The sequence below is a fragment of the Pseudoalteromonas phenolica genome, assembly GCF_005876835.1.
Classification (GTDB): domain Bacteria; phylum Pseudomonadota; class Gammaproteobacteria; order Enterobacterales; family Alteromonadaceae; genus Pseudoalteromonas; species Pseudoalteromonas phenolica_B.
Map to the genome: position 1 here is coordinate 141,381 of NZ_PPSW01000008.1, position 23,786 is coordinate 165,166.

Genomic DNA, 23,786 nt, shown 5'->3' on the forward strand with positions numbered 1-23,786 from the left:
AAGCGTCACTTATGTTGTCTAATTGCATTTTGCGAGAATTAAATTTTACTGCTTCCAAGAGTTTAAGACAATCGCGCTAGTGAAATTTCATAAAGCTTGTTAAGGTTAGCTTATTATTGAAGCAAATGGTTTTAACCGTGAAACACACAGAGTTTTGCTTGCCACATTCAAGCTTTAGGGTGACGCAAAGGCCTTGTACTTTTTTTGATGAGAGACCGAATGAGCAAGATGTGAACTTGCTGGTGGTTCATAATATTTCTTTGCCCGCGGGGGTATTTGGTACTGAACATGTAGATGCGCTATTTACTGGTAATATAGATTGCGCAGCACATCCTAGCTTTACCGATTTAGAAGGGCTAAAAGTGTCAGCACACTGCTTTATTAGACGAGATGGGCAAGTGTTGCAATATGTGCCATTTAATAAGCGAGCATGGCATGCAGGTGTGTCGGAGTTTAAAGGTCGACAAAGGTGTAATGACTTTAGCATTGGCATTGAATTAGAAGGCACAGATACAACGCCTTATACCGACGCACAATACATTGCTCTGGTAGCCTGTACCCGTTATATCATGCAGCTATACCCAGATATTATATCAAGTCATATCGTTGGGCATTGTGATATTGCACCAGGTCGAAAGACAGATCCTGGAGAAGCTTTTGATTGGCAGAAATTTTTTAAGTTGTTAAGTGAATGAGTAAATTATGATTTTGATCTCAATAATTTTAGCGCTGGCCATTGAGCGGCTAGGTGCCCGAGATGCACATTGGCAGATTGATCATTACAGTAACGGCTATCTCAATATGAGTCAGTCGTTATTGCAGAATAATTCATTATTAAAATCGCCATTTGCATTTGCGCTATGGGTTTTATTACCTGCTTTAGGTGTGTATTTTGTGATGGACTTTGCCGACTTCTTCCTTTTTGAGTTGGCATTAAATGCGCTGTTATTACTTGTCTGTTTTGGCTGTGCTAAACCGCGCGCTTTGTATAAGGGCTATTTAAATGCGCTTACGCGAGGTGACAGTGAAGGCGCAACGTTATATGCACTTCAGTTAGGCCAACACCGTACTGAAGATCAACAAGGCGGTGAATGGGTTGGTCAAACGCTAGCTTGGGTCAACTTTAGACATTACTGTGCGGTAATTTTTTGGTTTGTTGTGTTCGGTGCGCCGGGAGCAGTGATGTACGCTGTGACGCGTAGCTTATTCGACCATGCCCAGCAAAGTGAAGAGAGTATTCTTACTGCACGCAGTAGCGTATTAGCCGACATGCTTTATTGGTTGAACTGGTTACCGGCGCGCATTACCAGTTTTGGTTATCTGATCATTGGTAACTTTTCAAAGGGCACAGGCTGTTGGCTGAAATATGCGTTAGATTTCAAAACCCCAAACCGTAAAGTCGTGACCAGCACAGCGCTTGCCGCAGAGCAAATCGAGCAACAATACGCGGGCTGTACTTACGAAGCCACCTGTATGATGCGTTTGGTTAAGCGTAATATTTTGTTTTATTTGGCACTGATAGCATTGCTTACGCTGTTTGGTGGTGTTGCTTAAAACGTCTTACTCAGACCGCGAGTAATAATTACATAGGAAGCGACTCAAACCAGAGTCGCTTTTTTTCTGTCATTTTTTCGATTAAGTTATCTTCAACTTCAAGTGTCGGGATCACTTCATCGGTAATATCGATAAGATCGCAGACTCCTGCTACATTCCACAATGACTCTTCTAAATCTTTTGCCTTGTGAAGTGCATAATGACTTACATACTTGAGCTCATTCGCCAAATAGTCGGTATCTGGGCGGCCTGTTTTTGATACTTGTAGTTGGAATACAAATAAGATCTCTTTTCTGAGCGCTTTTTTGATAAATAAAAACAGGCTATCAAGTGAGTCTTCATCTCTCAAAATTTGGCTTTTAACGGCGTCAGTTAAGGTTTTCTTGTCTGGGTCTAAGCGCATAAATAGGGTATATTTTAGCGGTTTATCTTGTCGTGTTTGTTTACGTAGCGCTTCAGAAAGTTCATCTTCAATAAAATTAGCAGGAAAAACCGGCGCGATTTCTATTTGCTCATCACCGCTTTGGTTGAAGTGCTCTAAAGCTTTGTGCAGCTTGGTAGAGTATAGGCCACGGCCTATAGCACCAATGTTAAAGTGTGCTGACTCTTTATGTAAGTATAAAGGAAACTGGCATACACTCTTAGTGATCATATTACGCAGTGCTGTCGATAACCCTGGGATCTTTGGCGTCTCCTCACAGGCTTGCAGCTTGCTTTTATTTTTATCAATGAGTTGCGTAAAGAACTCAATGGCAGGGTGCTTATTTTCAGATACTTTATGTACCTTTAAATTGATGATTGTTTTTGATTTACTTATCGCCATGACTTGATAGCGTAAGTGTTTTAAATCATGTTTCTTGGTGATTTTTTGTAATTCAGGCAAGTCGATATAAACCAAATCACCTTTTTGTGAATCAGTGGGCGAATTAAGCTCGACTTGAAGGCCCATAACAGACAAATCACGTGTATGACCTTCAATTACAGTTTGACTGTCAACATGAAAAATGGTGCCTGTTTTATACAGATAGCGTTTATGCGCGCGAAGGTTTACATACTCTAGCGCTACAACTTCTAATGCTGGCGGAGTGGATGACTTACCATGGCCAAAGTGTTTGAGTAAATTGACTTGCCCAGCATCAAATTGATGCTTTTTATATTCTGCGGTGCGACGCGGATCAGTAATATCAGTCAATAGCATCAAGTTTTGTACGTCTTGAATAAAGCCCTGAACGCGAGGGGTTGGCCTTTTATTCAGTTTTTCGAGCGACTTTCCGGCACTAGCAGGCAGTGACAGCGGAATAAAAGCATCTTCATGGTAGCTAGGCATGATCTGTACTTTAAAAGCGCGCCAGCTGTCTTTTTGTGCACCAAACCCAAAGAATAACGGGTTAAGACTGGGCTCTTGCTTTAATTCGAAATCAAAGGCCGAATAATAGTAAATTTTACCGCCGTTTGAGTGAGTAAAGGTATACAAAACCGCTTCTTTTACTGGGCTATGAAGGCTATTTAAATAGGCCAGTCGCTTTTGATTAAAAATACTATACAAACACGATTTTTTTCTTTCATCTTCAAAGTAATAATGAATGAAAGCATTGTTTTCGTTGGTCAGCACCATTGAAGGGAGTGTGAGTTTGTCTTTGACCTTGCTGAGAAAAACAAACAGTGAGCTGACTCGTGGCAAGTAGTATTGTTCATAGCCTTTGCACACGACCGCATCCATGGTGTTATCTAAATTAATTTTATATCGGCGCTTGTTACCGTGTATGAAACTATTTAAGAACTCATCAAAGCCTTGATTATTTTCAACAAAGGTACGCTTTAAACGCACAAATTGATATTCATTATTTACAGGCTCAACAGCAACGACTTCATATTGAATACCACCTTTAAGACCTAGCTCAAAATCTTGTTCAAGCCCTACTAGTCGAATACTCAGTAATTGGCCTTTCTCAAACGCGGCTTTCGAATGTACTTTGATCTTTGCACCACTTAATGAAATATCTGACGTATTAGCAGAAATAATACTTTTCTTAGATACTTCAACCGTGATCTTGATCGAATAATTCATTCGCTCTTCGATACGGCTTTCATAAGAAGCAAACTTGATTAACTTTGCCCCATGAGTGAGTGTGAGTGCTGGTGTGTCAGCATCATCTTGCGCTTGCTGTTGTGCGCGTTTTTGCATGACTCTAAAGTTATTATCGGTATTCATGACAGCTTCATAGACAGCCAGCGTGTATTGCCCATGCTTGGCAATTTCTTGCTCAAACACTGCGATGGCTAAGTCGTCCATAAAGTGCTGCTTACCATCATGAATATAAGGTTTTACTTCACCAGAAACCTGCCCGCGTAAATCGATAAACCGTGCGATAGGTTGGGAGAGGCGAGACATCTCCATTTTGATCAAAAACTGATCTGGCTTAGACAGGTGGGCTGTTTTTTGCGCAAAGAGCCCATCAAAGCCAGGCGAGCCTAACTGTTGCTTGAGTTCTTCTATCAAAGGTTGATATTGTTGCAGCTTATCTTCAGCCATATAAAACCATTTTACTTACCGTGTTTTGTAATCGTACAAATACCGGCATTAATTTTTCTTTTAGATTTCTTAGTTAATACTATGACAATAATTAGACATAGTTAACTTATTCTTGAGCAATAAATGAGTAAAGTGCCAGATTTATATGACAAAACTGAATATAATTTTACTCAGTGAATTTTAAAGCAAAAAGTGTGCCTTAGTATGGGAAAGAAAAAAACAGCATTTGTATGTAGTGAGTGTGGTGCCGAATTTGCCAGATGGCAGGGTCAATGCTCAGAATGTAAAGCTTGGAATACCGTCACTGAATTTAGGGTGCCCAGTGTTAAGTCAGCACCTCGCAGCTCAGCGATGGCAGGCTATGCGGGCATGGTTGATGCTAAGGTGCAGACCCTTGATGAAGTAAACCTTGAGAGCTTACCGCGTTTTTCGACTGGCTTTAAAGAGTTTGATCGTGTGCTTGGCGGTGGCGTTGTTCCCGGCAGTGCAATTTTGATCGGTGGTTCACCGGGTGCAGGTAAAAGTACCGTTTTACTGCAAACCATGTGTTTACTTGCCGAGTCGATGAATACTTTGTACGTCACTGGTGAAGAGTCACTGCAACAAGTTGCCATGCGTGCCCACCGCTTAGGGCTACCAACTAACAAATTGAAAACCCTTGCAGAAACCAATGTTGAGACAATTTGCCAACTGGCTTTACAAGAAAAGCCGAGCATCATGGTGATTGACTCAATTCAGGTGATGCATATGAGCGATGTGCAATCGGCACCGGGCAGTGTCTCTCAAGTTCGTGAAAGTGCCGCCTACTTGACGCGTTTTGCGAAACAGAATCAAGTCGCCATTATTATGGTAGGTCATGTAACCAAAGACGGCACTTTGGCGGGCCCTAAAGTATTAGAGCACTGTATTGATTGTTCTATTTTATTAGAAGGCAGTAGTGACAGCCGTTTTAGAACATTACGCGGTAATAAAAACCGGTTTGGTGCAGTGAATGAATTAGGCGTGTTTGCTATGACAGGGCAAGGTCTAAAAGAAGTATCTAACCCATCGGCTATTTTCTTGAACCGGGGTGAAGAGCAAACACCGGGTTCTTTGGTTATGGTTATTTGGGAGGGCACACGCCCGCTACTTGTTGAAGTACAAGCCTTGGTTGATTATTCCCAGCTAGCCAACCCGCGCCGTGTTACCGTTGGTTTAGAGCAAAACCGTTTAGCGATGTTATTAGCTGTATTGCACCGTCATGGCGGTTTGCAAGTTTCTGATCAGGATGTGTTTGTTAATGTGGTCGGTGGCGTTAAAGTGTCTGAAACCAGTGCTGACTTGGCTTTGATCACCGCGCTGGTATCGAGTTTTAAGAACTTCTCACTCGATAGACAACTGGTGGTTTTTGGCGAAGTTGGACTAGGTGGCGAGATTCGTCCTGTGCCAAGTGGTCAAGAAAGATTAAGAGAGGCCGCGAAACATGGTTTTAAACGTGCTATTGTACCAAACGCCAATAAGCCGAAGGAGCTTATTGAAGGGATGGAAGTTATAGGCGTGAACAGTCTAAGCGAAGCCCTGGACGCGTTATTTTAATCAGGAAGTTAAAACATGAAAAAACCGCTTATCGCGATTGCTGTTATTGGCACAATAGCAGCGGGTTACGGTGTAACTCAATACAAAGCCAATGAAAAACTAAATAACGAGATTGCTAAGCAGATCTCTGTTTTTGAAGAAACATCTGGCTTTTCTGTTGATTACAAAGAAGCAAATTACTCATTGCTTAGCCAAGAAGTCAGTCTCAAAGACATTCAGTTTAAAGGCCCAGAAGGTGAAGACCTTGCTGTGATTAACCAAATCATCATTGAAGGTTATGAAACTGACAAGATTAGTCCATACACATCAATGGACTTACAAGGTTTACGTTTTGCGCAGCCACTCATTGAGCAAGCACAGCAAACGGCACCGTCAGAGTTATTAAATGCAAGTTATGACATTACTTCAAGCTTAAAGTATGACGAAGCCAGCGGTAAAAGCGACTTCGACATTGGCTTTGTTGCTGGTGAAGTTGCCTCTATGGATATGGCCTTCTCATTAGGTAACTCTAAGTCATTTATGGAAGTGTCTCTAGAGTCGCAAAAGCTGCAATCTCAAAGTCCACTGACTATGGAGCAAGAGCTGCAACTTCAAAGTAAAATGATGATGGCAATGCAAGAGCTGCAACCGCAATCATTCAACTTTACGTTTAATAACAAAGGTCAGTTCGATACTGTTGTTGAGAAGCAACTGTCTGCGGTTCAATTAGATAAACTGACGTTTGTGCAACAAGCACAGATGCAAGTAGATATGCTGCCGCTTGCTGAAGATTCAAAGTCTGAATTAATGAACTTTGTAAATGGCTTAAATAGCTTAAATATTTCAATGCAACTAAACGAAAACAAAGCGGTATCGCAACTTGCAATGGAATTGGCTGGCCTGGCTCAGCAGCCTGAAAAGTTAGCAGAGTTTCTTAACTTACAAGTTAAAGGCAGTTAAGCAACTGTATTATATTTGGCTTAACATCAAAAAAGGCTTCAGATTTGAAGCCTTTTTTGTTGCTGTTATTTTTATACCCAAACCACCTCAAGATACGAGGTTCAGCGAGAATTGATTGGCTGTCAGACAAGGCATCGATTTGAAGGTCTAGTGGTTCTAAATCGAAAATTGATAGCGCAGTATGGAAGCCAATCAAACTCGCCCAAGGGAGCGTGCTTTCAGTCCTATTTCATCGTCAAAGAACTTGGAAAGGACTCGTCATTACGCTGCGTTCTTTTCCTTGAACTAGAACAGAAGGCAGCGCTCTGAATCATGCATCTTGAGGAAGTTTGGGTATAGTTCTAATCTAAGCTGTTATAGACACGCTTGTTTTCTTCTTTGCTCAGTAATAATACTTCTGTGCCACAGATCATATCTTGTAGCGCACGCTTTTGTTTAAAGTCGACGAGTACCAGTAAATTACCTAAGCCTAATAATGCGAATAAACTACGCGCCATGGCTTTCGGCCAAGATAGCAGTTGACCATCAGGGGTTTGAACTTTTAAACGCCATGCTCGCATACCAATGGTTTGACCGCTTTTAGTCCAGAAGTAGCTGAAAAAAATCATACTAACTAAAACTAACAATACACTACGAAGACCGTATAGCAGAGGAGTGGATTGAATCAGTGCAGACACATCTTCATGATCGCCTAATGAAATCATACCTAGTGAAATGAAGCCCTGAATAATGAGCAGATAAGCCACGGTAGTTAGCATAGCAAACGCGATCACGACTAAACCGTCATACATCAAAGAAGCAAGTCGGCGCATTAATCCAGCGCGAGGAAATTCAGACATCTTAGCCAACACTTAAAATAAGAAAATAATGCAGCTATTTTACACAAAGCCAATGAAAATGGCGAAACTGCTGTTTATAAAAGTTAAGCGATTAAAATATCAGCAGTTAAATGAAGCAATAAAAAAATTGCTTGCTCCCACTAGGGGATGTTTGTATAGTGTTTTGCACAGAGATGAGGGCATAGAAAAAAAGCCTGAGCTCAAAGTGGTTTTTCTTTATTTTCTCTTAGTTAGAAGATCAAAGAAAAATTATGCCAGTGTGATGGAATTGGTAGACATGACGGATTCAAAATCCGTTGCCTTCGGGCGTGGCGGTTCAAGTCCGCCCACTGGTACCACTTTTTATATAACCCTAACCGTTTGGTTAGGGTTTTTTTATGCCTGAAATTTGGTGTTAAGTCTTTTTCGGTAGCACCGACTTTAAGTCGGGTCATTGGTATGTTGCCTAAACGCGATATGAAATCGCTGCAACCGGAATAGATCTTAAGCTCTAAATTTTTAATTCTTTACATTAGGCTAAACTCGGTAGCACCGACATTACGTCGGGTCATTTATATGCAGCTCAAACGCGATATGAAATCGCTGCTACCGGTTCAAACAATGAAGCTCTGGTTTTTGATGTTTTGAATAAGATGAAACTCGGTAGCACCGACTTTACGTCGGGTCATTGATACGCAGCCTAAACGCGATATGAAATCGCTGCTACCGAAGCAGCCGATAAAGCTCCTGATTTCAATGCATTGCATTAGACGAAAACTCGGTAGCACCGACTTCACGTCGGGTCATTGATATATGACCAAACGCGATATGAAATCGCTGCAACCGGAATAGATCTTAAGCTCTAAATTTTTAATTCTTTACATTAGGCTAAACTCGGTAGAACCGACTTTACGTCGGGTCATTGATATGCTGCCTAAACGCGATATGAAGTCGCTGCTACCGATGCAATCTTTAAAGGTGGGTATAATATTTTATGTTTTTTCCGTGATTGATAACCTTCACTATTTCTAAAAACAGTTATAGGTTTTTTAACTCAGCCTCTAGTTTCAACTGATTAAAACCTAAAAGCATTTTGTCGTTGATTAAAATAACAGGGATCTGCCTGATATCGTGCTCTTTTAATTTGTTGTTAGCAAACTCAGAGTCTTCAATATCAAAGTTTGTGTAGGCAATATTATTGGCCTTTAAATACGCTTTTAACGCATTACAAGCGCTACACCACTTTGCGGTATACACGGTCACTTTGCCGTTTTCAACTTGCCAGTAAGTCTTATCGGTTATCTGCCTTTCTGACGTTTGTATCTCTGGCTGTGCTTTTAAATAATGCATTGCAGTGTAAGTAATCAAATAACTGCCTAATGCAATGGCTAGGTACATGCCAAGCTTTTTAATGAAGGTCATAACTTAATCCTTGTAGGTATCACTTTGAATAATTGTGATAGTGTGTATTTCGAGTTTATCTTTAAAGCGACTTTTTATTTTTTTGATTAAAGCTTCTTGGTCGCGGCAAGGTTTACAAGGCCCGACATCAGGTGAAATCGTCACATAGAATAATGTAAAGCCTGTCGAGTTAAAGGTGAGCGGCTCATTTAATAACTCCTGTAGGTTCTCTTTCACTGTGTCTGAATCAGGTAAGGCGACTTTCAGTTTAAACTTACTTAATAAGGCACTGTTAAAACGTTCACTCTTAAAAGTTAACTTTTGGCTTTGGTCAAATAAGAAAATCTGTGGCCCAGAATTATTAATAGGGCTAGCAACAATTTGTTCATGAGTGAATTGGTACTCTTTTGCTGCGGCAATATTTATGCTCAGTAAAGCGATTAATACTAGATATTTCATTATTTTTCCTTTGTTTTCTGCTTTCCAATTAACTTTGGACGATAGCGCTCTGGTAAGTCCTCAGGTGCAAAATTGCTCTGTATAACAGTTAAAGTATGTACGGTCAGTCTGTCTTTAAATTTGCGTTGAATTTTATTAATAACATCCATTTGTGCTTTGCAAGGTGGACATTTACCACCAATATCAAGTAAAACTGCAATTAGGGTAAAGCCATCACCATTAAATATCAGTGGCTCTTTCATCAAAAACTCTAATTCTTGTTTAAGTGTGTCTGAATCTGCCAAAGGTGTTTTCAGTTTAAATTTACTTAATAAGTTGTCGTCTTGTCTTTTTACTTTGTAAATAAGCGTTTGGTTTTTGTCGAAAATATAAACTTGAGGAGCACCTCGGCCTAAGCTTGTTTTGACTTTATCAGGAAATGTTATGTCGTAATTTTTGGCCAAAGCGGTATTTGCGAACAGTAAAATCAGTAGCGTAAAATATTTCATTGTTTTTCCTTAACTAAGCGTATGCCATGTGTTGTTTGAGTTTTTCTTTAGGTTAATCATAAAAATGGCGCTTGTTATCGCAATAAGGCTAAAGCAACAGGTGATAAACAAGGTGTTTTGTTGGCCTGTTGTCACATGCGTTAAATGCTCAAAAGCAGCAAATTTAGACAAATAGGGAAGTGAGATAAAAATCACAGCACTAAATATGAAGAAAGGGATAAAAAAGGGTAAGTACAGTTGCATGAAAAGCGATATAAAGCGGGCGCCCATACTGTGTCTAAGGCTTAATTCTAATGCCAGCTTTTGTATTAATTGCGACACCAAAGACGCACTGAATAAGACTGAAGCGAGTAACAGCGTGATGGCGACAATCAGGGTAAGCACTGTGATGGTCCAGCGTGGTTTTTGCTCTTCATTTACCAAGTTTTCTAACTGCCACGTTGAGCCAATATCATATTTTTGGCTAATGCTTTTGACACTCTGCTGTATGATTGACTTATCAAATAAACCTGTTTCGTTTTTAACTATGATGATTGCGCTACCCGCTAAGGCGACTTTAGGCTCGTAGACAACAGGCGTTGGTGTGTTATCAGGGCCTTGGTATTTGATGTCTTCAACCACCCCGATGACTTGATACTTTCTAGAATGACCACTTGTATCAACTCTAACTAAGTGGGCGTTACTAAGCGATTGGTCTTTAAAGTACTTTTTCCAAAGGGTCTGATTTACAATGACTTTTGTATAGTCGGTTTCTGTGAAAGTGTTGCCAATAATGAGTTTTGTGCCCAGCACAACAAAATAATCGGGTGTAACGGCTATAGAGGCGGTTTCAGTTTGCTGTGTGTCGCCAATGGCCTTGCTTGAGCTGGTATACCACTGCGAAAAAGTGCTCCTATCAAGTAGGGGAATAGTGAAAGACAGTGCAACATGATTTAGATTTGGAATTTTTTTCAACTCAAAGAGCAATTGACGGTGTTGATCGTTCGCATAAAAAGTGTTTTGGTTGTTGTTATCAATTTTAAGTTCAAAATATTGAATGTTTTCTGGTTTAAAGCCATAACTGACCTTGCTTAAAGCAACTTGCCGGTTGAGCGCCGAGCTGGCAATGACTAGTGCGGCTAAAGTTGTACACATTAAAAAGCTAAGTAACCCATAGGCTTGTATTCTTTCACTCAAAGTCAGTGAACTGCTTCTACCTAATGAAGTTTTCACTGTGTTTTCTTGGGTGAGTGTCAGGGCTCTTAACAGTGCAAAGTGACAACTGGCCAACAGCGCGTAAAATAAAATAAGTTGTGAAATTGGTAAATGGCCTTGCTTGGCATTAAAAAAATCAAAAATCATAAAATGCGCTACAGGCTGTAACACCATAACAAGCGAGGTGACAAACAGCGCCAATAAACTTTCTTCGATGAGCTTTTGTACGCGTATATCTCGTTTATTGGCACCGCTCATGGTTCTAACAAGATACTCTTTTTGTTTTTTATAAAGCTCACCAATCACGTAACCACAAAATGCGATAATGCAAAATAATAACAATGTCACAAACACTAAGGTCAGCATTAACACTCGCTGTGTGGTTATTAGGTAGTCACTCGGAGTTAACCCAAACGCTGAAATAGCCTCCAGATTGTTATCGTCAAAAATAAAAAAGTTTTCAATTAAACTCGGTTTTGCATTATCGAGTAGCTGTTGCGCACGCGTCGTGTCTACGCCCATTAAGTAGGTTAACGTGTCGGGGGTAAAGGAGCTGCTGCCAGTGATGTTTTGCTTAAAAGCATAAGGAATAACAATGTCTGTTTGCGTGTTTTTTCTCAAAGAGCGGAATTCAGGAGGTAAAACCGCGACGATTTTAATCATCACCCCATTGATCGAAATAGCTTGGTTGAGTGGGTTTTGTTTTTTGAAATGGGTCAGCCAAAATTGATAACTGATAGCACCGACGACTTCACTGCCGGCACTTGGAAACTCCATTTGCTCAAAACTGCCTTGAAAAGCGGATAAGCCTAATTGTTGAAAACCCCCGCTAAAAAAGCTCACATTCATGTCTATAGGCTGAGGTTGCCCAACACTGAGCATGGCTTTTAAAGGTAATTGTTTTTCGGCACCGGGGTAAATATTCGGGGCGGATCGCTTCAACTCTTCAAGTATGCTGGTGTCTAACGGTGAGTGTGTACCTTCACCGGTAATATAAACCTGCGCAATGCCATTGGTGGCACTGATACCAGCAAAGCTTGGTGATACATAGGCTTGCTTATAGCTATATAAAGCCATAATTGATGATAGGGGTATTGCAACAAGTAGACTAACTAACCAAAGTTTTGGTTGGTTTTTTAAATACTTGAGCCAATTTATGGCGTAATCAATGGCTTGCTGATTATGCATGTTGTGCAATCACCCCATCATTTATATGCCATAGTGTATTTGCCAACTGTGCGTGAGCTTGGTCGTGGGTGATCAAACAAATGGTTTTACCAGCTTGATTCAAGCGTGCGAAGAGGTCATAAATGATCTCACTATTTTTAGAATCTAGATTCCCAGTTGGTTCGTCGGCGAGTAATACCGACGGGTTATTTACCAAGGCTCTGGCTATAGCTATACGTTGCTGCTGACCACCAGATAGCTCATTGGGGTATCGATGTAAAAAGCTTTCCATGCCCACTATACTGAGCGCGTCGAGGACCTTTTCTTGATACTGTTTGCGGTTAACGTGTTTGTTATAGGTCAGTGGCAGGGCAACATTATCCATCACTTTCATGTGGTTGAGTAAATTGAAGTTTTGATAAATAAAGCCAATTTCATAGGTTTTGAGTTGTGCAATAGAGTCGTTAGTCAATTGGGCACTGTCATGACCCATTACTAAGTAACGCCCTTGGGTGGGTTGATTAAGCAGCCCTAAAATTGACAACAGAGTACTTTTGCCGCTGCCTGAAGTACCCACAACAGCAGTATAGTCGCCTTTATCTAAAGTAAAGTTAATCTGCTTTAAAATGGTTTCTTGGGCGTTATAGCTAAACGAAACCTGATCTAGCGCTAATAGGTGTGTATCACTCATAAAACATTTTTTATTATTGGTTGGTTAAAGTCAGCGGGTATCAGTAATGCGTAATTACCACTAAACGAATTGGGCAGTGAGACTCTTGTTGGGCTGTTGCTATCAACTGTGACTTTACTTACGCGGTGTGCATCACCATTGGGGCGGATTTCGTAGACAACCCATTCATGTTGCGGGTTAAACTGTGCCGGTGTCTCTAAATACTTAAGTTGATTTTGTTGTGCTGAGCGCTCAAGCTGGATCTCAGCTTCAATAGATTGTTCTGGTTTTAGCCAAGAGGGGGCTGCGTCTACTAGGTTTAAAATCACCGTAGAAGCGCCATTTCTAACTACTGTGTCGACATAATCAACTTTTGCCGCTAATTGCCCGTTGGGGGTATGTATGGTTGCAGTAAAATCGGTCGAAATTTTATTGGCGCTATATTGAGGCACTTGCACCTCAGCCAAAAACTCTCTGCCCTCTATGATTTCGAACAAGGGCGCACCTTGCCTAAAGTTATTACCCAGGTGACCATAGACTTTGGCTACCGTGGTATCTTGTGTGGCGGTTATTGTGAGCCTTTGTTTTTGGGCGCGTAAAAAACTGAGTTTTTTAGCGGCGATTGAGCGGTCGACTTCTAGGGCTGCGAGGCGGTGTTGATAGCTTTTATCAAATAAAGTCAGTTCTTGCTCTCGTGCAGTAATGTCTAATTTTGCTTGCTGATAAGACAGTTCAGCTTTTTGATAATTAATCAGCGACACAATGCCTTGTTCTTGAAGTTTTTTGTTGGCATCGAGTTCTAGTTTGAGCTGTGCAAAGGCGGTTTTGGCCCTAAGGAGCTCAGTGTGCAATTTAGAGCGCGATATTTCAAGGTCACTTTTTTCTATGTTTAACTTCGAATCTAATACCGAGATTTGATACTCAGCATTTTGTAATTGCTCTTCAAGCTCAAAGTTTTCGAGCTTGGCTAGCACTTCGCCGGTTTTTACCCCTTGCCCTTCGCGAATATGCAGCTCACTGATGGTGGCATCGACAGGGCTGGATATAAGTTTCAGACTGAGCGGTTTAATGGTACCTAAGCCTTTTATTACTGAGCTTTTAGAGTCGGTTCTTACTTCAATAGGTGTTAAGTGCGCTTCATAATTTTGAGTATTAAATAGGAAAGTCACTATTATCGTAAAAATGATTACTACTAAGAGAAGCACTTTATTTCGATTAAAAGTAAACTGATTTTTTTTGTTTGAATATGTTTTTGCATAGTTTGCTTATTAAGAGTGAGATAATGGAACGACATAGGTTTAAGCAAGTTAAACCTGGCTAAATGGCGTCAGTGACTATCTGTTTCTTAAGTAGCTAAAACGAACGAGCGTATTTTTTGTTTTGAAAAAGTGTAATTGCATTATTTTCCTTCCTTGACCCTAATTAAGGTTCGAAAGTATTCTGAAGCAATCGTATGTTTTTTCAACTTTTTTTGAAATGAATATGAAATATTCTGTTGATATGAGGTTTAGAGCTTGATGTTATTCAAGCTCTTTAAAAAGAAAGTTACAAAGTCTCACTATACTCAGTAAGTACTTGCTCAACCCAAGTAGCAATGCGTTCTTCACTTTTTTCGTACTGGCTGTCTTCATCTAAAGCCAAGCCAACAAAGTGCGACTTATCTTCGGTGAGTGCTTTTGAGGCTTCAAACTCATATTCATCGTTATTTGGCCAATAGCCTAAAAAGGTCACACCCTGTGGTGCGATTTTATCGTGTAGCATGCCTAGGGCGTCTTGGAACCACTGGCCATAACCCTGCTGATCGCCCATACCGAATAGCGCGATGGTTTTACCTGCTAGGTTGACGTTTTCGATGTCGTCCCAGATTGATTCCCAATCTTCTTGTAGTTCACCAAAGTCCCATGTCGAAATGCCGAAGATTAAAAAATCGAAATTTTCAGCGTCTTTTAAGTTCACATCTCTAATGTTGAACATAGACAGGGTGTCTTTGCCGATGATGTCTTGAATTTTTTCAGCGGCCATTTCGGTGTAACAGGTGGTTGAACCATAGAATAAGCCAATTTGCATGCGGTTTATCACTTCTTATAAGGCTGATATGATGGGACAAATTTTACCTGATGACACTTTAAATTGATACAGGCGACCAGTGAGCGATTTAGCAGATTTTGAAAATGACATAACCGAGCAAGAAGATGTGATAGAAGCATTTATCGATGTGCTTTTTCTTGAGCATGGCTTGAGTGAAAATACCTTAGCTGCTTATCGCACCGATTTAGAAAAGTGCGATGCTTTTATGAAAGCAGAACAAGGCAGAGAGAATCTACTTGAAGTAACGCAACAAGATATTGAGCAATACTTGGCGCACCGAGTCGATTTGGGTTTAAAGCCTCGTAGCACCGCCAGAGCAATCAGTGCGTTAAAGCGTTTTTATTTGCACTGGGTGAAAGCGCAAAAAATTTCAGCGTCACCTATGGTCAATATTGCTCTGCCAAAGACTGGTCAGGCAATTCCGAAAACACTCACCGAAAACGAAGTTGAAGCCTTACTTGATGCGCCTAATGTTGAAGACCCAATGGGGCTTAGAGACAAAGCCATGTTAGAGCTTTTATATGCAACAGGTTTACGTGTCACTGAGCTGGTGGGCTTACGTATGGAACAAATTAATTTGCGCCAAGCTGTGGTGTTAGTGCGTGGTAAAGGTGGTAAAGAGCGCATGGTGCCGATGGGAGAAGAAGCGCAGCACTGGATAGAGCTATTTATACAGCAAGGTCGTGCTTTAATGATTAAGCATGCCACTGACTTTGTTTTCCCATCAAAACGTGGCATAGGTATGACTCGTCAAACTTTTTGGCATAGAATCAAACACTATGCTATTTTGGCAAACATAACGTCGCCATTATCGCCACATACGTTACGTCATGCCTTTGCAACACATTTGTTGAATCATGGTGCTGACTTACGAGTCGTGCAAATGATGTTAGGCCACAGCGACTTATCGACGACACAAATTTATACTCATGTAGCGAGTGAAAGATTGAAATCGCTGCATCAAGAACATCATCCTCGTGCGTGATGGAATTTTTTTGAATTTATCCGGTCATACTGGGTAGCAACGAAATTTATGAGAACAGAATGAAAAAGTTAATTTTAGCTGCAGCAATGGCGTTATCTACAGGCGCAATGGCTGAGCAAGTGACTGCTCCTTTAGCTGACGCAGTAGAAACAACAGTAAGCCCAATCGAAACTCAGTTAAATAACTTAGGCTTAACAGTTAAAGCAATTCAAGATAGCCCAGTCGCTGGCTTAAATACGGTTTTAACAGACAAAGGCGTATTTTACGTAAGCCCAGATGGTCGTTACCTGGTTCAAGGTACGATGATCGATGTTGAGAATCGTGAAAACTTAACTGAATCAGCTCTAAGTGGTGTTCGTAAAGACGGCGTAACTGAGTACGAAGACTCAATGATCGTTTATAAAGCTGAAAACGAAAAGCATCAAATTACAGTATTTACAGATATCACGTGTGGTTACTGCCGTAAATTACACCGTGAATTAGATGATTATCTAAATGCGGGTATCACAGTTAAGTACCTTGCATTCCCTCGTGGTGGCTTACGCGGTAAAGGTTACAAAGACTTAATGAATGTGTGGTGTGCTGAAGATGCAGCCAAAGCATTAACAGAGGCAAAAGCGGGTGAAGAAGTGGCAGAAGTTAAAAATTGTTCTGCACCTGTGGCTGAGCACTACCAGTTAGGTCAGAGCTTTGGCATTTCTGGTACGCCAGCAATCATTCTAGAAGATGGTTCGATTATTCCTGGCTACCAACCTGCAGCAGCACTGGCACAAGCGCTAGACGGTAAGAAGTCATAAGCGATAAAATTCGCTATAATCACCGTATTCTTAAAAAGGCCTAAGGGCCTTTTTTTGTTGTCTGTTAAACCTCTGTTTTAACGTTGTAATGCTTATCCTCTTAATTCAGTATTATTGAGAGCAGGTATAAGGGTAAAAGAATAAATGCAAACCGTGATAGCAACACGTGAGCGCGTGGATGACAGTCATCTTCCTGCGCATCTTCATCCTGTAATTAAACAAATCTATGCCGCTCGCGGTGTAAGCGACCCTGTTGAGCTAGATAATCGTGCTAGCACCCTATTAAATTTCAACTTATTCAAAGATATGGATAAGGCCTGTGCTTTGTTAGTCGAAGCATTGCAACAGCAAAGTAAAGTTTTAATCGTTGGTGATTTTGATGCTGATGGCGCAACCAGTACCTCAGTACTGATGGAAGGGTTAGCGTTATTCGGTTTCCAGCATGTCGATTATCTTGTGCCAGACCGCTTTAGTTTGGGTTATGGCTTAAGCCCTGCGCTGGCAGAGCAAATTGTTACCATCGCGCCAGATCTCGTGATCACTGTAGATAATGGTATTTCTTGTATCAGTGGCGTTGAGATTGTTAAAAATGCCGGTATTAAAGTGCTTATCACAGACCACCACTTGCAAGGTGAGCAACTGCCTAATGCCGATGCCATCGTTAATCCAAATCAGCATAGTTGTAACTTCCCTTCAAAAAGCATTGCGGGTGTGGGTGTAGCGTTTTACTTGCTGGTGGCGCTGCGTCATAGTCTTCGCGAGCTGCAATATTTTGTGACTCAACAACAACCTGAACCAAATTTAGCAGAGTTACTCGATATTGTTGCACTAGGCACGGTTGCTGACGTTGTGGCACTCGATGCTAATAACCGCACATTGGTTTATCAGGGTCTAGCACGTATTCGTAGTGGTAAAACACGACCGGGGATCACCGCACTGATTGAAGTGGCAAAGCGCAACGCAGCGCGTTTATCTGCCAGTGACTTTGGTTTTGCACTGGCGCCGCGTCTAAATGCTGCGGGCCGACTGGATGATATGAGTTTAGGTATCGCCTGTTTGTTATCGAAAGACATCAATCAAGCAAGACGCATAGCGGGCGAGCTTGACGCACTTAACCATGAACGCCGTGAAATTGAAGCGGGCATGCAGCAAGAAGCGCAAGCTGTACTTGAGCGCTTGGTATCGGCACAACAAAGCGTGCCTGATGTTGTCTGTTTATATCAAGACGATTGGCACCAAGGGGTGATTGGTATTTTAGCCGGGCGCTTGAAAGAGCGTTATCACCGTCCGGCAATTATTTTTGCACAAGGTGACGAGGGTGAAATAAAAGGCTCATGTCGCTCTATCGAAGGCTTGCATATGCGCGACCTACTTGAGCAAATTAATACTCAGCACCCAGACTTAATCGCGAAGTTTGGTGGCCACGCCATGGCTGCAGGTTTAACCATTTTAGAGCGTGACTTTGAACGTTTTAAAACGGCGTTTACTGATGCTGCTAGTGCGATTTTGACCGAAGAGCATAAACAGAGTGTGCTATTGACCGACGGCGAATTACCTGCGACCTGTTTCAACTTAGACTTTGCGCAGCTGCTTCAGCAAGCAGGGCCTTGGGGTCAGCAATTCCCTGAACCTGTATTTGAAGGCGTATTTGAACTCATTCAGCAGCGTATTGTCGGTGAAAAACACCTAAAATTGGTGCTAAAACACAGCTCTGGTCAGTTAGTTGATGCCATCGCTTTCAACATTGATGTAAAAGCTTGGCCAAATACAGCTGCACAATACGCCAAATTGGCGTATCAGCTCGATATAAATGAATTTAGAGGCAAGTTCTCACTGCAATTATTGGTGCGAGAAATTCAAGCACAACCCGCATAAATCCATTTATAGGGCACAGATTGTCTGTTATCATGGCGCGTTTAAAAATCACGCGCCTTTTTTATGGGCAGAAAAAGCGATACGTCGTTGTTCTTAGCCGCGTGACACGTTAATTTTTTTGGAGTAGTGAGCATGTTTGAAGTGAATCCTGTGATTAACCAAATCAAGGAAATTCGCGAACGCACTGAGCTGCTTAGGGGGTATCTTTGACTACGCTCTAAAACAAGAGCGCTTAGAAGAAGTAAACGCAGAGTTAGAAGACCCAGCAGTATGGAACGAGCCTGAAAAAGCACAAGCATTGGGCCGTGAAAAATCGAATCTTGAAGCGATTGTTGAAACCATTGATAACCTTGTTGGTGGTGCAGACGATGCAGAAGGCCTAGTAGAACTAGCCGTTGAAGCCGAAGACGAAGAAACCTTTGAAGAAGCACAAGCTGAAGTAGAAGGCCTCGTTGGTCAATTAGAAAAACTAGAGTTTCGTCGTATGTTCTCTGGTGAACAAGATGCTAACGATGCTTACATTGACTTACAGTCAGGTTCGGGCGGTACTGAAGCACAAGACTGGTGTAACATGCTATTGCGTATGTACTTACGCTGGGCTGAAGCAAAAGGCTTTAAAGTTGAAATCGTTGAAGCGACCGACGGTGATGTTGCCGGTATTAAAGGCGCAACCGTGCGTGTATCTGGTGAATATGCTTACGGCTGGTTACGTACAGAAACGGGCGTACACCGTTTAGTGCGTAAGAGCCCATTCGATTCAACAGGTCGTCGTCATACTTCATTTGCGTCTGCGTTTATTTACCCAGAAATTGACGACAACATTGAAATTGATATTAACCCAGCTGATTTACGTATCGACGTATATCGTGCATCGGGTGCCGGTGGTCAGCACGTTAACCGTACAGAATCTGCGGTACGTATTACCCACTTACCAACGAATACCGTTGTGCAGTGTCAGAATGACCGCTCACAACATAAAAACAAAGCGCAAGCAATGAAGCAGCTAAAAGCAAAATTGTTTGAACTTGAAATGAAAAAGCAAAACGCCGAAAAGCAGTCTCAAGAAGATGCTAAATCAGATATCGGTTGGGGCAGTCAAATCCGTTCATACGTATTAGATGACTCACGTATCAAAGATTTACGTACTGGCGTTGAAAACCGTAATACCCAAGCGGTACTAGACGGTGATTTAGACAAATTTATCGAAGCCAGCCTGAAATCAGGCCTTTAATCAACAAGCTAAACTAAGAGCTAAAAAATGACAGATCAAATCCAAGACGAAAATAAACTCATTGCTGAGCGTCGTGCTAAATTGGATACAATTCGTGAGAATTGTGATGCCAATGGCCACCCGAACACCTTCCGCCGTGAAGACTATACGGCTGATCTACAGGCTAAGTTTGGTGATAAATCGAAGGAAGAGCTTGTTGAGTTAGACCATCAGGTATCGGTTGCAGGTCGTATCCTTGCTAAACGCGGTCCTTTCCTTGTGTTACAAGACATGAAAGGCCGTATTCAAGCATATGCATCAAAAGACGTGCAAAAAACGCTTAAAGAAAAATATGGTCAACTAGATATCGGTGACATCATCGGTGTGTCTGGTCCACTTCATAAGTCAGGTAAAGGCGACCTTTACGTAGACATGGTTCAGTACGAGTTACTGACTAAGTCACTTCGTCCGTTACCAGAGAAGTTCCACGGCCTAACAGATCAAGAAGCTAAGTACCGTCAGCGTTATGTTGACCTGATCACCAACATGGACACGCGTGAAACATTCCGTATCCGTTCAAAAGTGATTGAAGGTATTCGTCGTTTCTTAGCTGAGCGTGACTTCATGGAAGTTGAAACGCCAATGCTTCAGGTTATTCCAGGTGGTGCAACGGCGCGTCCATTCGTGACTCACCACAATGCACTAGATATCGACATGTACCTACGTATCGCGCCTGAGCTTTACCTTAAGCGTCTAGTAGTAGGTGGTTTTGACCGTGTATTCGAGATCAACCGTAACTTCCGTAACGAAGGTCTTTCAACGCGTCATAACCCAGAATTCACGATGATCGAATTCTACCAAGCGTATGCTGACTACAACGACCTAATGAACTTAACTGAAGACATGTTACGTACTGTTGCACAAGACGTTCTTGGTACAACAACAGTGATTAATACAGTTAAAAACGCTGAAGGCGAAGTGGTTGAGACGATTGAATATGACTTCGGTAAGCAGTTCGAGCGTCTATCTATGGCTGATGCCATCATCAAGCATGGTCCTGATGCTGAAGAAATCGCGCATATCTTCAAAGATCCTGAAAACCACTTCGATGAGCTAGTTGCTTACGCGAAGAAAGTACACGTTAAGATCCCAGAGAAATGTGTATGGGGTGCAGGTAAGTTCTTATGTGAGATCTTCGAAGAAACTGCTGAGCATAAGCTAATTCAACCGACTTTCATCACTGAGTACCCGTGGGAAGTATCTCCACTTGCACGTCGTAACGATGAAAATCCATTCATCACTGACCGTTTCGAATTCTTCGTTGGTGGTCGTGAACTTGCTAATGGTTTCTCTGAGCTTAACGATGCGCAAGACCAAGCTGAGCGTTTTGCGCGTCAGGTTGAAGAAAAAGATGCCGGTGATGACGAAGCAATGCACTTCGATGCTGACTACATTCAAGCGCTTGAGTATGGTTTACCACCAACAGCGGGTGAGGGTATTGGTATTGACCGTCTAGTGATGCTTTTCACTGACTCACCAACAATCAAAGACGTTATCTTGTTCCCGCATATGCGTCCACAAGCTGACTAATCTCGATTGAGTTAATAGATAAGAGCCTTGGCAAATGCCGGGGCTTTTTTTTGCCTAAAAAAGCTATATTTAACAATTCGATATTTAAAAATAGGGGTAAGAAATTTAGATGGATAAAGAAAAGAGATTCAGAAATAAAGGTAAGACTTCCCCGGCTTCGCGGATGCTGATGTCAGCCCTTGAACCCTAAGGTTCAAGGCGGAGTGTAACAGCTCACCGTAGGCTTCTCGGTACATGCCAAGCTTGCGCAATAGTAAGCAAACTACACCCCTAGATAAAGTTTATCGGCTCAGGGACTTAATCTGCTGTCCTACGAGCTAGGGAATTAAGTTCAGTATATAAGACTTGCAGCAGAGGTAAACCATAAATCAAAAAATATCAGTTCAACTGCTGGCAAATTAAACGCCATTGCCGACATAACCGACAACTGTTCATAATTGAAGCCCTTTAAAGACAATTGTTTGGAGTTGCTATACTGTGAGTGTTAGCATTGATAGCAATTAAATTAAGACATACTTTTTAAATGGAGTGTGTTCTTATAATGAAGATTCTTTGACGAGCATTAGCAATGACAGAAATGACCGATTACACACAAGCACAACTGCTGCTTGAAAAGCATGATATTTTCGTATCGCCTTCAGAAGCACACGGCACCATCAGTGGTTTGCTGGCTTGTGGCTTAAACATTGATGAAAAAGACTACTTAATCATGTTAAGTGACGTGTTTAACGACGGACAAAGTTTCTCCAACGAATTAAAAGGGCTATTTGGCCAAATGTTCACGCATGTTATGTCATGCTTCAACAGCGAAGAACCAAACTTTGAGCTGTATTTGCCAAATGAAGACGAAACCCTACTAGATAAAGCCAATGCGCTAGTGGCATGGGTGTCGGGCTTTTTATTGGGCTTTGGCTTAAAGCAAAAAGACTATGGCAAGCTGTCGGTTGATGTAAAAGAAGTGATCAACGATTTTAGTGAAATCACTAAACTCGACACTGATTTCGGTGAAGAAGAAGAAGACCAACAAGCTTTCCACGAGATAGTTGAATATATCCGTGTTTCAGCGCTGTTATGTTTTGCTGAAATGGGCAGAGAAACTGTTACTCCATCAAAGACGTTACACTAATGATCAGCATTCAAGAATTTGTTCAGCGCAGAAGCAAATTACTTGCGCAACTCGACAACCACAGCGTAGCGATTATTCCTGCTGCGGTTGAGATCACCCGCAGTCGCGATACCGAATTCCCGTTTCGCCAAGACAGTGACTTTTTCTACCTGACAGGCTTTAAAGAGCCAGATGCCGTTTTAGTCTTATCAAAAGACAAGCAAGGTGAAGGCAAAAGCACGTTATTCTGTCGTAACAAGGATAAAACTGCCGAGATTTGGCACGGCCGCCGAGTGGGCTATGAAAGCGCCAAATCTGATTATCAGTTTGATGAAACTTACCCGTTGAGTGAGTTAGACGATGAGCTACTGCAATTGGTAAATGGCAATCGCACTTTATTTTATGCGCAAGGTACTTACAGTGCGTTTGATGACAAGGTATGGGCTTTATTAAATACCCTGCGCGGCGCACCAAAAAAAGGCTATCGCGCGCCGGAGATAATCAAAGATACACGACCGCTTATTCACGAAATGCGTTTGTTTAAATCAGACGCCGAAATTGCCGTGATGCGTAAAGCGGGTCAAATTAGCGCTGAAGGTCATGTGCGAGCAATGCAGTTTGCCAAGCCTGATGCCACAGAATATCAACTAGAAGCCGAGCTTCATCATCATTATGCAATGAATGGCGCACGCTACCCGGCGTATGGCACCATTGTCGGCTCAGGCAATAATGCCAATATTCTGCATTACACAGAAAACAGCGATACCTTAAAAGCTGGCGACTTAGTGTTGATTGACTCAGGGTGTGAGCTTGAAGGTTATGCCGCTGATATCACGCGAACTTTCCCTGCGTCTGGTAAATTCAGTGAGCCACAAAAAACCATTTATGAGCTGGTATTAAAAGCTCAAGCGGCGGCATTTGAGCATGTGAAGCCGGGCGGTACTTTGGTTGCTGCTAATAAAGCGGTGATGACAGTAATGACCCAAGGTTTGATCGAGCTCGGTATTTTATCTGGCGAGTTAGATACACTTGTTGAAAAACAAGCATGCAAAGCGTTCTATATGCATGGTTTAGGTCACTGGTTAGGTCTTGATGTTCACGATGTGGGCGAGTACAAGCTCGATGAAGCCGACCGTCCATTTGCACCGGGTATGGTGTTGACCATAGAGCCAGGTTTGTACTTCGATGAAGATGCGCAAGTGCCAGAGCAATATAAAGGCATCGGCATTCGTATTGAAGACGACCTATTGGTAACTGAAAATGGTCACGAAAATCTGACCCAAGACGTGCCGAAAACCGTAGCAGAAATAGAAGCGTTAATGCAGCAGTAGGAGAATG

Annotated in this window: 20 protein-coding genes, 1 tRNA gene and 1 other RNA gene; 12 read left to right on the top strand and 10 right to left on the bottom strand. The window is 41.9% G+C overall.

What is annotated here, in order from left to right:
• The first annotated feature begins 158 nt into the window (after positions 1-158).
• Together ampD and ampE are read left to right on the top strand one after the other, a co-directional pair.
• Positions 159-695, top strand: a complete 537-nt coding sequence (ampD, locus tag C1E24_RS06490) for a 1,6-anhydro-N-acetylmuramyl-L-alanine amidase AmpD (protein WP_240721957.1) — start codon at positions 159-161, stop codon at positions 693-695.
• 7 nt (positions 696-702) lie between these two features.
• Positions 703-1,554 (top strand): beta-lactamase regulator AmpE, encoded by an 852-nt coding sequence (gene ampE, locus C1E24_RS06495; RefSeq protein ID WP_138479873.1) that lies wholly within the window; start codon positions 703-705, stop codon positions 1,552-1,554.
• A gap of 28 nt (positions 1,555-1,582) precedes the next feature.
• Here the strand turns inward: ampE and C1E24_RS06500 are convergent, their stop codons facing one another.
• Positions 1,583-4,087 (bottom strand): PilZ domain-containing protein, encoded by a 2,505-nt coding sequence (locus tag C1E24_RS06500; protein WP_138479875.1) that lies wholly within the window; start codon positions 4,085-4,087, stop codon positions 1,583-1,585.
• Between the two features lie 204 nt (positions 4,088-4,291).
• Between C1E24_RS06500 and radA the strand changes: the two genes are divergently transcribed.
• The gene (gene radA, locus C1E24_RS06505; protein WP_138479877.1) at positions 4,292-5,662 is read left to right on the top strand and encodes a DNA repair protein RadA; all 1,371 of its coding nucleotides are present in this window, start codon (positions 4,292-4,294) and stop codon (positions 5,660-5,662) included.
• Between the two features lie 15 nt (positions 5,663-5,677).
• Positions 5,678-6,601, top strand: coding sequence for a hypothetical protein (locus C1E24_RS06510; RefSeq protein WP_138479879.1), 924 nt, complete (start codon positions 5,678-5,680; stop codon positions 6,599-6,601).
• 341 nt (positions 6,602-6,942) lie between these two features.
• Here the strand turns inward: C1E24_RS06510 and C1E24_RS06520 are convergent, their stop codons facing one another.
• The gene (locus C1E24_RS06520; RefSeq protein WP_138479882.1) at positions 6,943-7,440 is read right to left on the bottom strand and encodes an RDD family protein; all 498 of its coding nucleotides are present in this window, start codon (positions 7,438-7,440) and stop codon (positions 6,943-6,945) included.
• A 253-nt stretch (positions 7,441-7,693) separates the two neighbouring features.
• Here C1E24_RS06520 and C1E24_RS06525 point away from each other — a divergent pair.
• Positions 7,694-7,778, top strand: a tRNA-Leu gene (locus C1E24_RS06525).
• Between the two features lie 679 nt (positions 7,779-8,457).
• On the opposite strand, the gene C1E24_RS06530 is transcribed toward C1E24_RS06525, so the two are convergent.
• The 7 genes from C1E24_RS06530 to fldB all read right to left on the bottom strand — a co-directional run bounded on the left by C1E24_RS06530 (position 8,458) and on the right by fldB (position 14,865).
• On the bottom strand, positions 8,458-8,841 hold the full coding sequence (locus C1E24_RS06530) for a glutaredoxin family protein (protein WP_138479893.1): 384 nt from the start codon (positions 8,839-8,841) through the stop codon (positions 8,458-8,460).
• A 3-nt stretch (positions 8,842-8,844) separates the two neighbouring features.
• Positions 8,845-9,279 carry a hypothetical protein gene (locus tag C1E24_RS06535; protein WP_138479894.1) on the bottom strand — a complete coding sequence of 145 codons (435 nt, stop codon included), beginning with the start codon at positions 9,277-9,279 and terminating at the stop codon, positions 8,845-8,847.
• The gene (locus C1E24_RS06540) at positions 9,279-9,767 is read right to left on the bottom strand and encodes a TlpA family protein disulfide reductase (RefSeq protein WP_138479896.1); all 489 of its coding nucleotides are present in this window, start codon (positions 9,765-9,767) and stop codon (positions 9,279-9,281) included. Before C1E24_RS06540 ends, C1E24_RS06535 begins: the two co-directional genes overlap by 1 nt.
• Before the next feature lie 9 nt (positions 9,768-9,776).
• Positions 9,777-12,149, bottom strand: coding sequence for an ABC transporter permease (locus tag C1E24_RS06545; RefSeq protein WP_138479898.1), 2,373 nt, complete (start codon positions 12,147-12,149; stop codon positions 9,777-9,779).
• Positions 12,142-12,819, bottom strand: a complete 678-nt coding sequence (locus C1E24_RS06550) for an ABC transporter ATP-binding protein (RefSeq protein ID WP_138479900.1) — start codon at positions 12,817-12,819, stop codon at positions 12,142-12,144. Before C1E24_RS06550 ends, C1E24_RS06545 begins: the two co-directional genes overlap by 8 nt.
• The gene (locus C1E24_RS06555) at positions 12,816-13,967 is read right to left on the bottom strand and encodes an HlyD family secretion protein (RefSeq protein WP_171040810.1); all 1,152 of its coding nucleotides are present in this window, start codon (positions 13,965-13,967) and stop codon (positions 12,816-12,818) included. The genes C1E24_RS06550 and C1E24_RS06555 overlap by 4 nt, the downstream gene beginning before the upstream one ends.
• 376 nt (positions 13,968-14,343) lie before the next feature.
• Positions 14,344-14,865, bottom strand: a complete 522-nt coding sequence (gene fldB, locus C1E24_RS06560; RefSeq protein WP_138479904.1) for a flavodoxin FldB — start codon at positions 14,863-14,865, stop codon at positions 14,344-14,346.
• A gap of 79 nt (positions 14,866-14,944) precedes the next feature.
• On the opposite strand from fldB, the gene xerD reads away from it, so the two are divergent.
• From xerD to lysS, 5 genes are all read left to right on the top strand, one after another.
• Entirely contained in the window at positions 14,945-15,871 is a 927-nt protein-coding gene (gene xerD / locus C1E24_RS06565; protein ID WP_138479906.1) for a site-specific tyrosine recombinase XerD, read from the top strand.
• 59 nt (positions 15,872-15,930) lie between these two features.
• Positions 15,931-16,668, top strand: a complete 738-nt coding sequence (gene dsbC / locus C1E24_RS06570; RefSeq protein ID WP_138479908.1) for a bifunctional protein-disulfide isomerase/oxidoreductase DsbC — start codon at positions 15,931-15,933, stop codon at positions 16,666-16,668.
• Positions 16,669-16,812: 144 nt separating this feature from the next.
• A complete protein-coding gene (gene recJ, locus C1E24_RS06575) occupies positions 16,813-18,543 on the top strand; it encodes a single-stranded-DNA-specific exonuclease RecJ (RefSeq protein WP_138479910.1) in 1,731 nt (576 codons plus the stop codon).
• A gap of 132 nt (positions 18,544-18,675) precedes the next feature.
• A protein-coding gene (gene prfB, locus C1E24_RS06580) for a peptide chain release factor 2 (protein ID WP_130256774.1) occupies positions 18,676-19,774 on the top strand; the annotation gives its coding sequence in 2 pieces (ribosomal slippage) (positions 18,676-18,750 and positions 18,752-19,774; 1,098 coding nt in all).
• Between the two features lie 27 nt (positions 19,775-19,801).
• A complete protein-coding gene (gene lysS / locus C1E24_RS06585) occupies positions 19,802-21,343 on the top strand; it encodes a lysine--tRNA ligase (RefSeq protein ID WP_138479912.1) in 1,542 nt (513 codons plus the stop codon).
• A gap of 144 nt (positions 21,344-21,487) precedes the next feature.
• Here lysS and ssrS read toward each other — a convergent pair.
• Positions 21,488-21,670, bottom strand: a non-coding RNA gene (gene ssrS, locus C1E24_RS06590) — 6S RNA.
• Between the two features lie 241 nt (positions 21,671-21,911).
• On the opposite strand from ssrS, the gene C1E24_RS06595 reads away from it, so the two are divergent.
• Entirely contained in the window at positions 21,912-22,469 is a 558-nt protein-coding gene (locus C1E24_RS06595; protein ID WP_138479913.1) for a UPF0149 family protein, read from the top strand.
• A complete protein-coding gene (gene pepP, locus C1E24_RS06600; protein WP_138479915.1) occupies positions 22,469-23,779 on the top strand; it encodes a Xaa-Pro aminopeptidase in 1,311 nt (436 codons plus the stop codon). The genes C1E24_RS06595 and pepP overlap by 1 nt, the downstream gene beginning before the upstream one ends.
• The last annotated feature ends 7 nt before the right edge of the window (positions 23,780-23,786 follow it).

Coding starts and splice junctions, on each gene's coding strand:
- ampE (WP_138479873.1), top strand. CDS start 703: ATGATTTTGATCTCAATAATTTTAGCGCTGGCCATTGAGCGGCTAGGT.
- C1E24_RS06500 (WP_138479875.1), bottom strand. CDS start 4,087: ATGGCTGAAGATAAGCTGCAACAATATCAACCTTTGATAGAAGAACTC.
- radA (WP_138479877.1), top strand. CDS start 4,292: ATGGGAAAGAAAAAAACAGCATTTGTATGTAGTGAGTGTGGTGCCGAA.
- C1E24_RS06510 (WP_138479879.1), top strand. CDS start 5,678: ATGAAAAAACCGCTTATCGCGATTGCTGTTATTGGCACAATAGCAGCG.
- C1E24_RS06520 (WP_138479882.1), bottom strand. CDS start 7,440: ATGTCTGAATTTCCTCGCGCTGGATTAATGCGCCGACTTGCTTCTTTG.
- C1E24_RS06530 (WP_138479893.1), bottom strand. CDS start 8,841: ATGACCTTCATTAAAAAGCTTGGCATGTACCTAGCCATTGCATTAGGC.
- C1E24_RS06535 (WP_138479894.1), bottom strand. CDS start 9,279: ATGAAATATCTAGTATTAATCGCTTTACTGAGCATAAATATTGCCGCA.
- C1E24_RS06540 (WP_138479896.1), bottom strand. CDS start 9,767: ATGAAATATTTTACGCTACTGATTTTACTGTTCGCAAATACCGCTTTG.
- C1E24_RS06545 (WP_138479898.1), bottom strand. CDS start 12,149: ATGCATAATCAGCAAGCCATTGATTACGCCATAAATTGGCTCAAGTAT.
- C1E24_RS06550 (WP_138479900.1), bottom strand. CDS start 12,819: ATGAGTGATACACACCTATTAGCGCTAGATCAGGTTTCGTTTAGCTAT.
- fldB (WP_138479904.1), bottom strand. CDS start 14,865: ATGCAAATTGGCTTATTCTATGGTTCAACCACCTGTTACACCGAAATG.
- dsbC (WP_138479908.1), top strand. CDS start 15,931: ATGAAAAAGTTAATTTTAGCTGCAGCAATGGCGTTATCTACAGGCGCA.
- recJ (WP_138479910.1), top strand. CDS start 16,813: ATGCAAACCGTGATAGCAACACGTGAGCGCGTGGATGACAGTCATCTT.
- lysS (WP_138479912.1), top strand. CDS start 19,802: ATGACAGATCAAATCCAAGACGAAAATAAACTCATTGCTGAGCGTCGT.
- C1E24_RS06595 (WP_138479913.1), top strand. CDS start 21,912: ATGACAGAAATGACCGATTACACACAAGCACAACTGCTGCTTGAAAAG.
- pepP (WP_138479915.1), top strand. CDS start 22,469: ATGATCAGCATTCAAGAATTTGTTCAGCGCAGAAGCAAATTACTTGCG.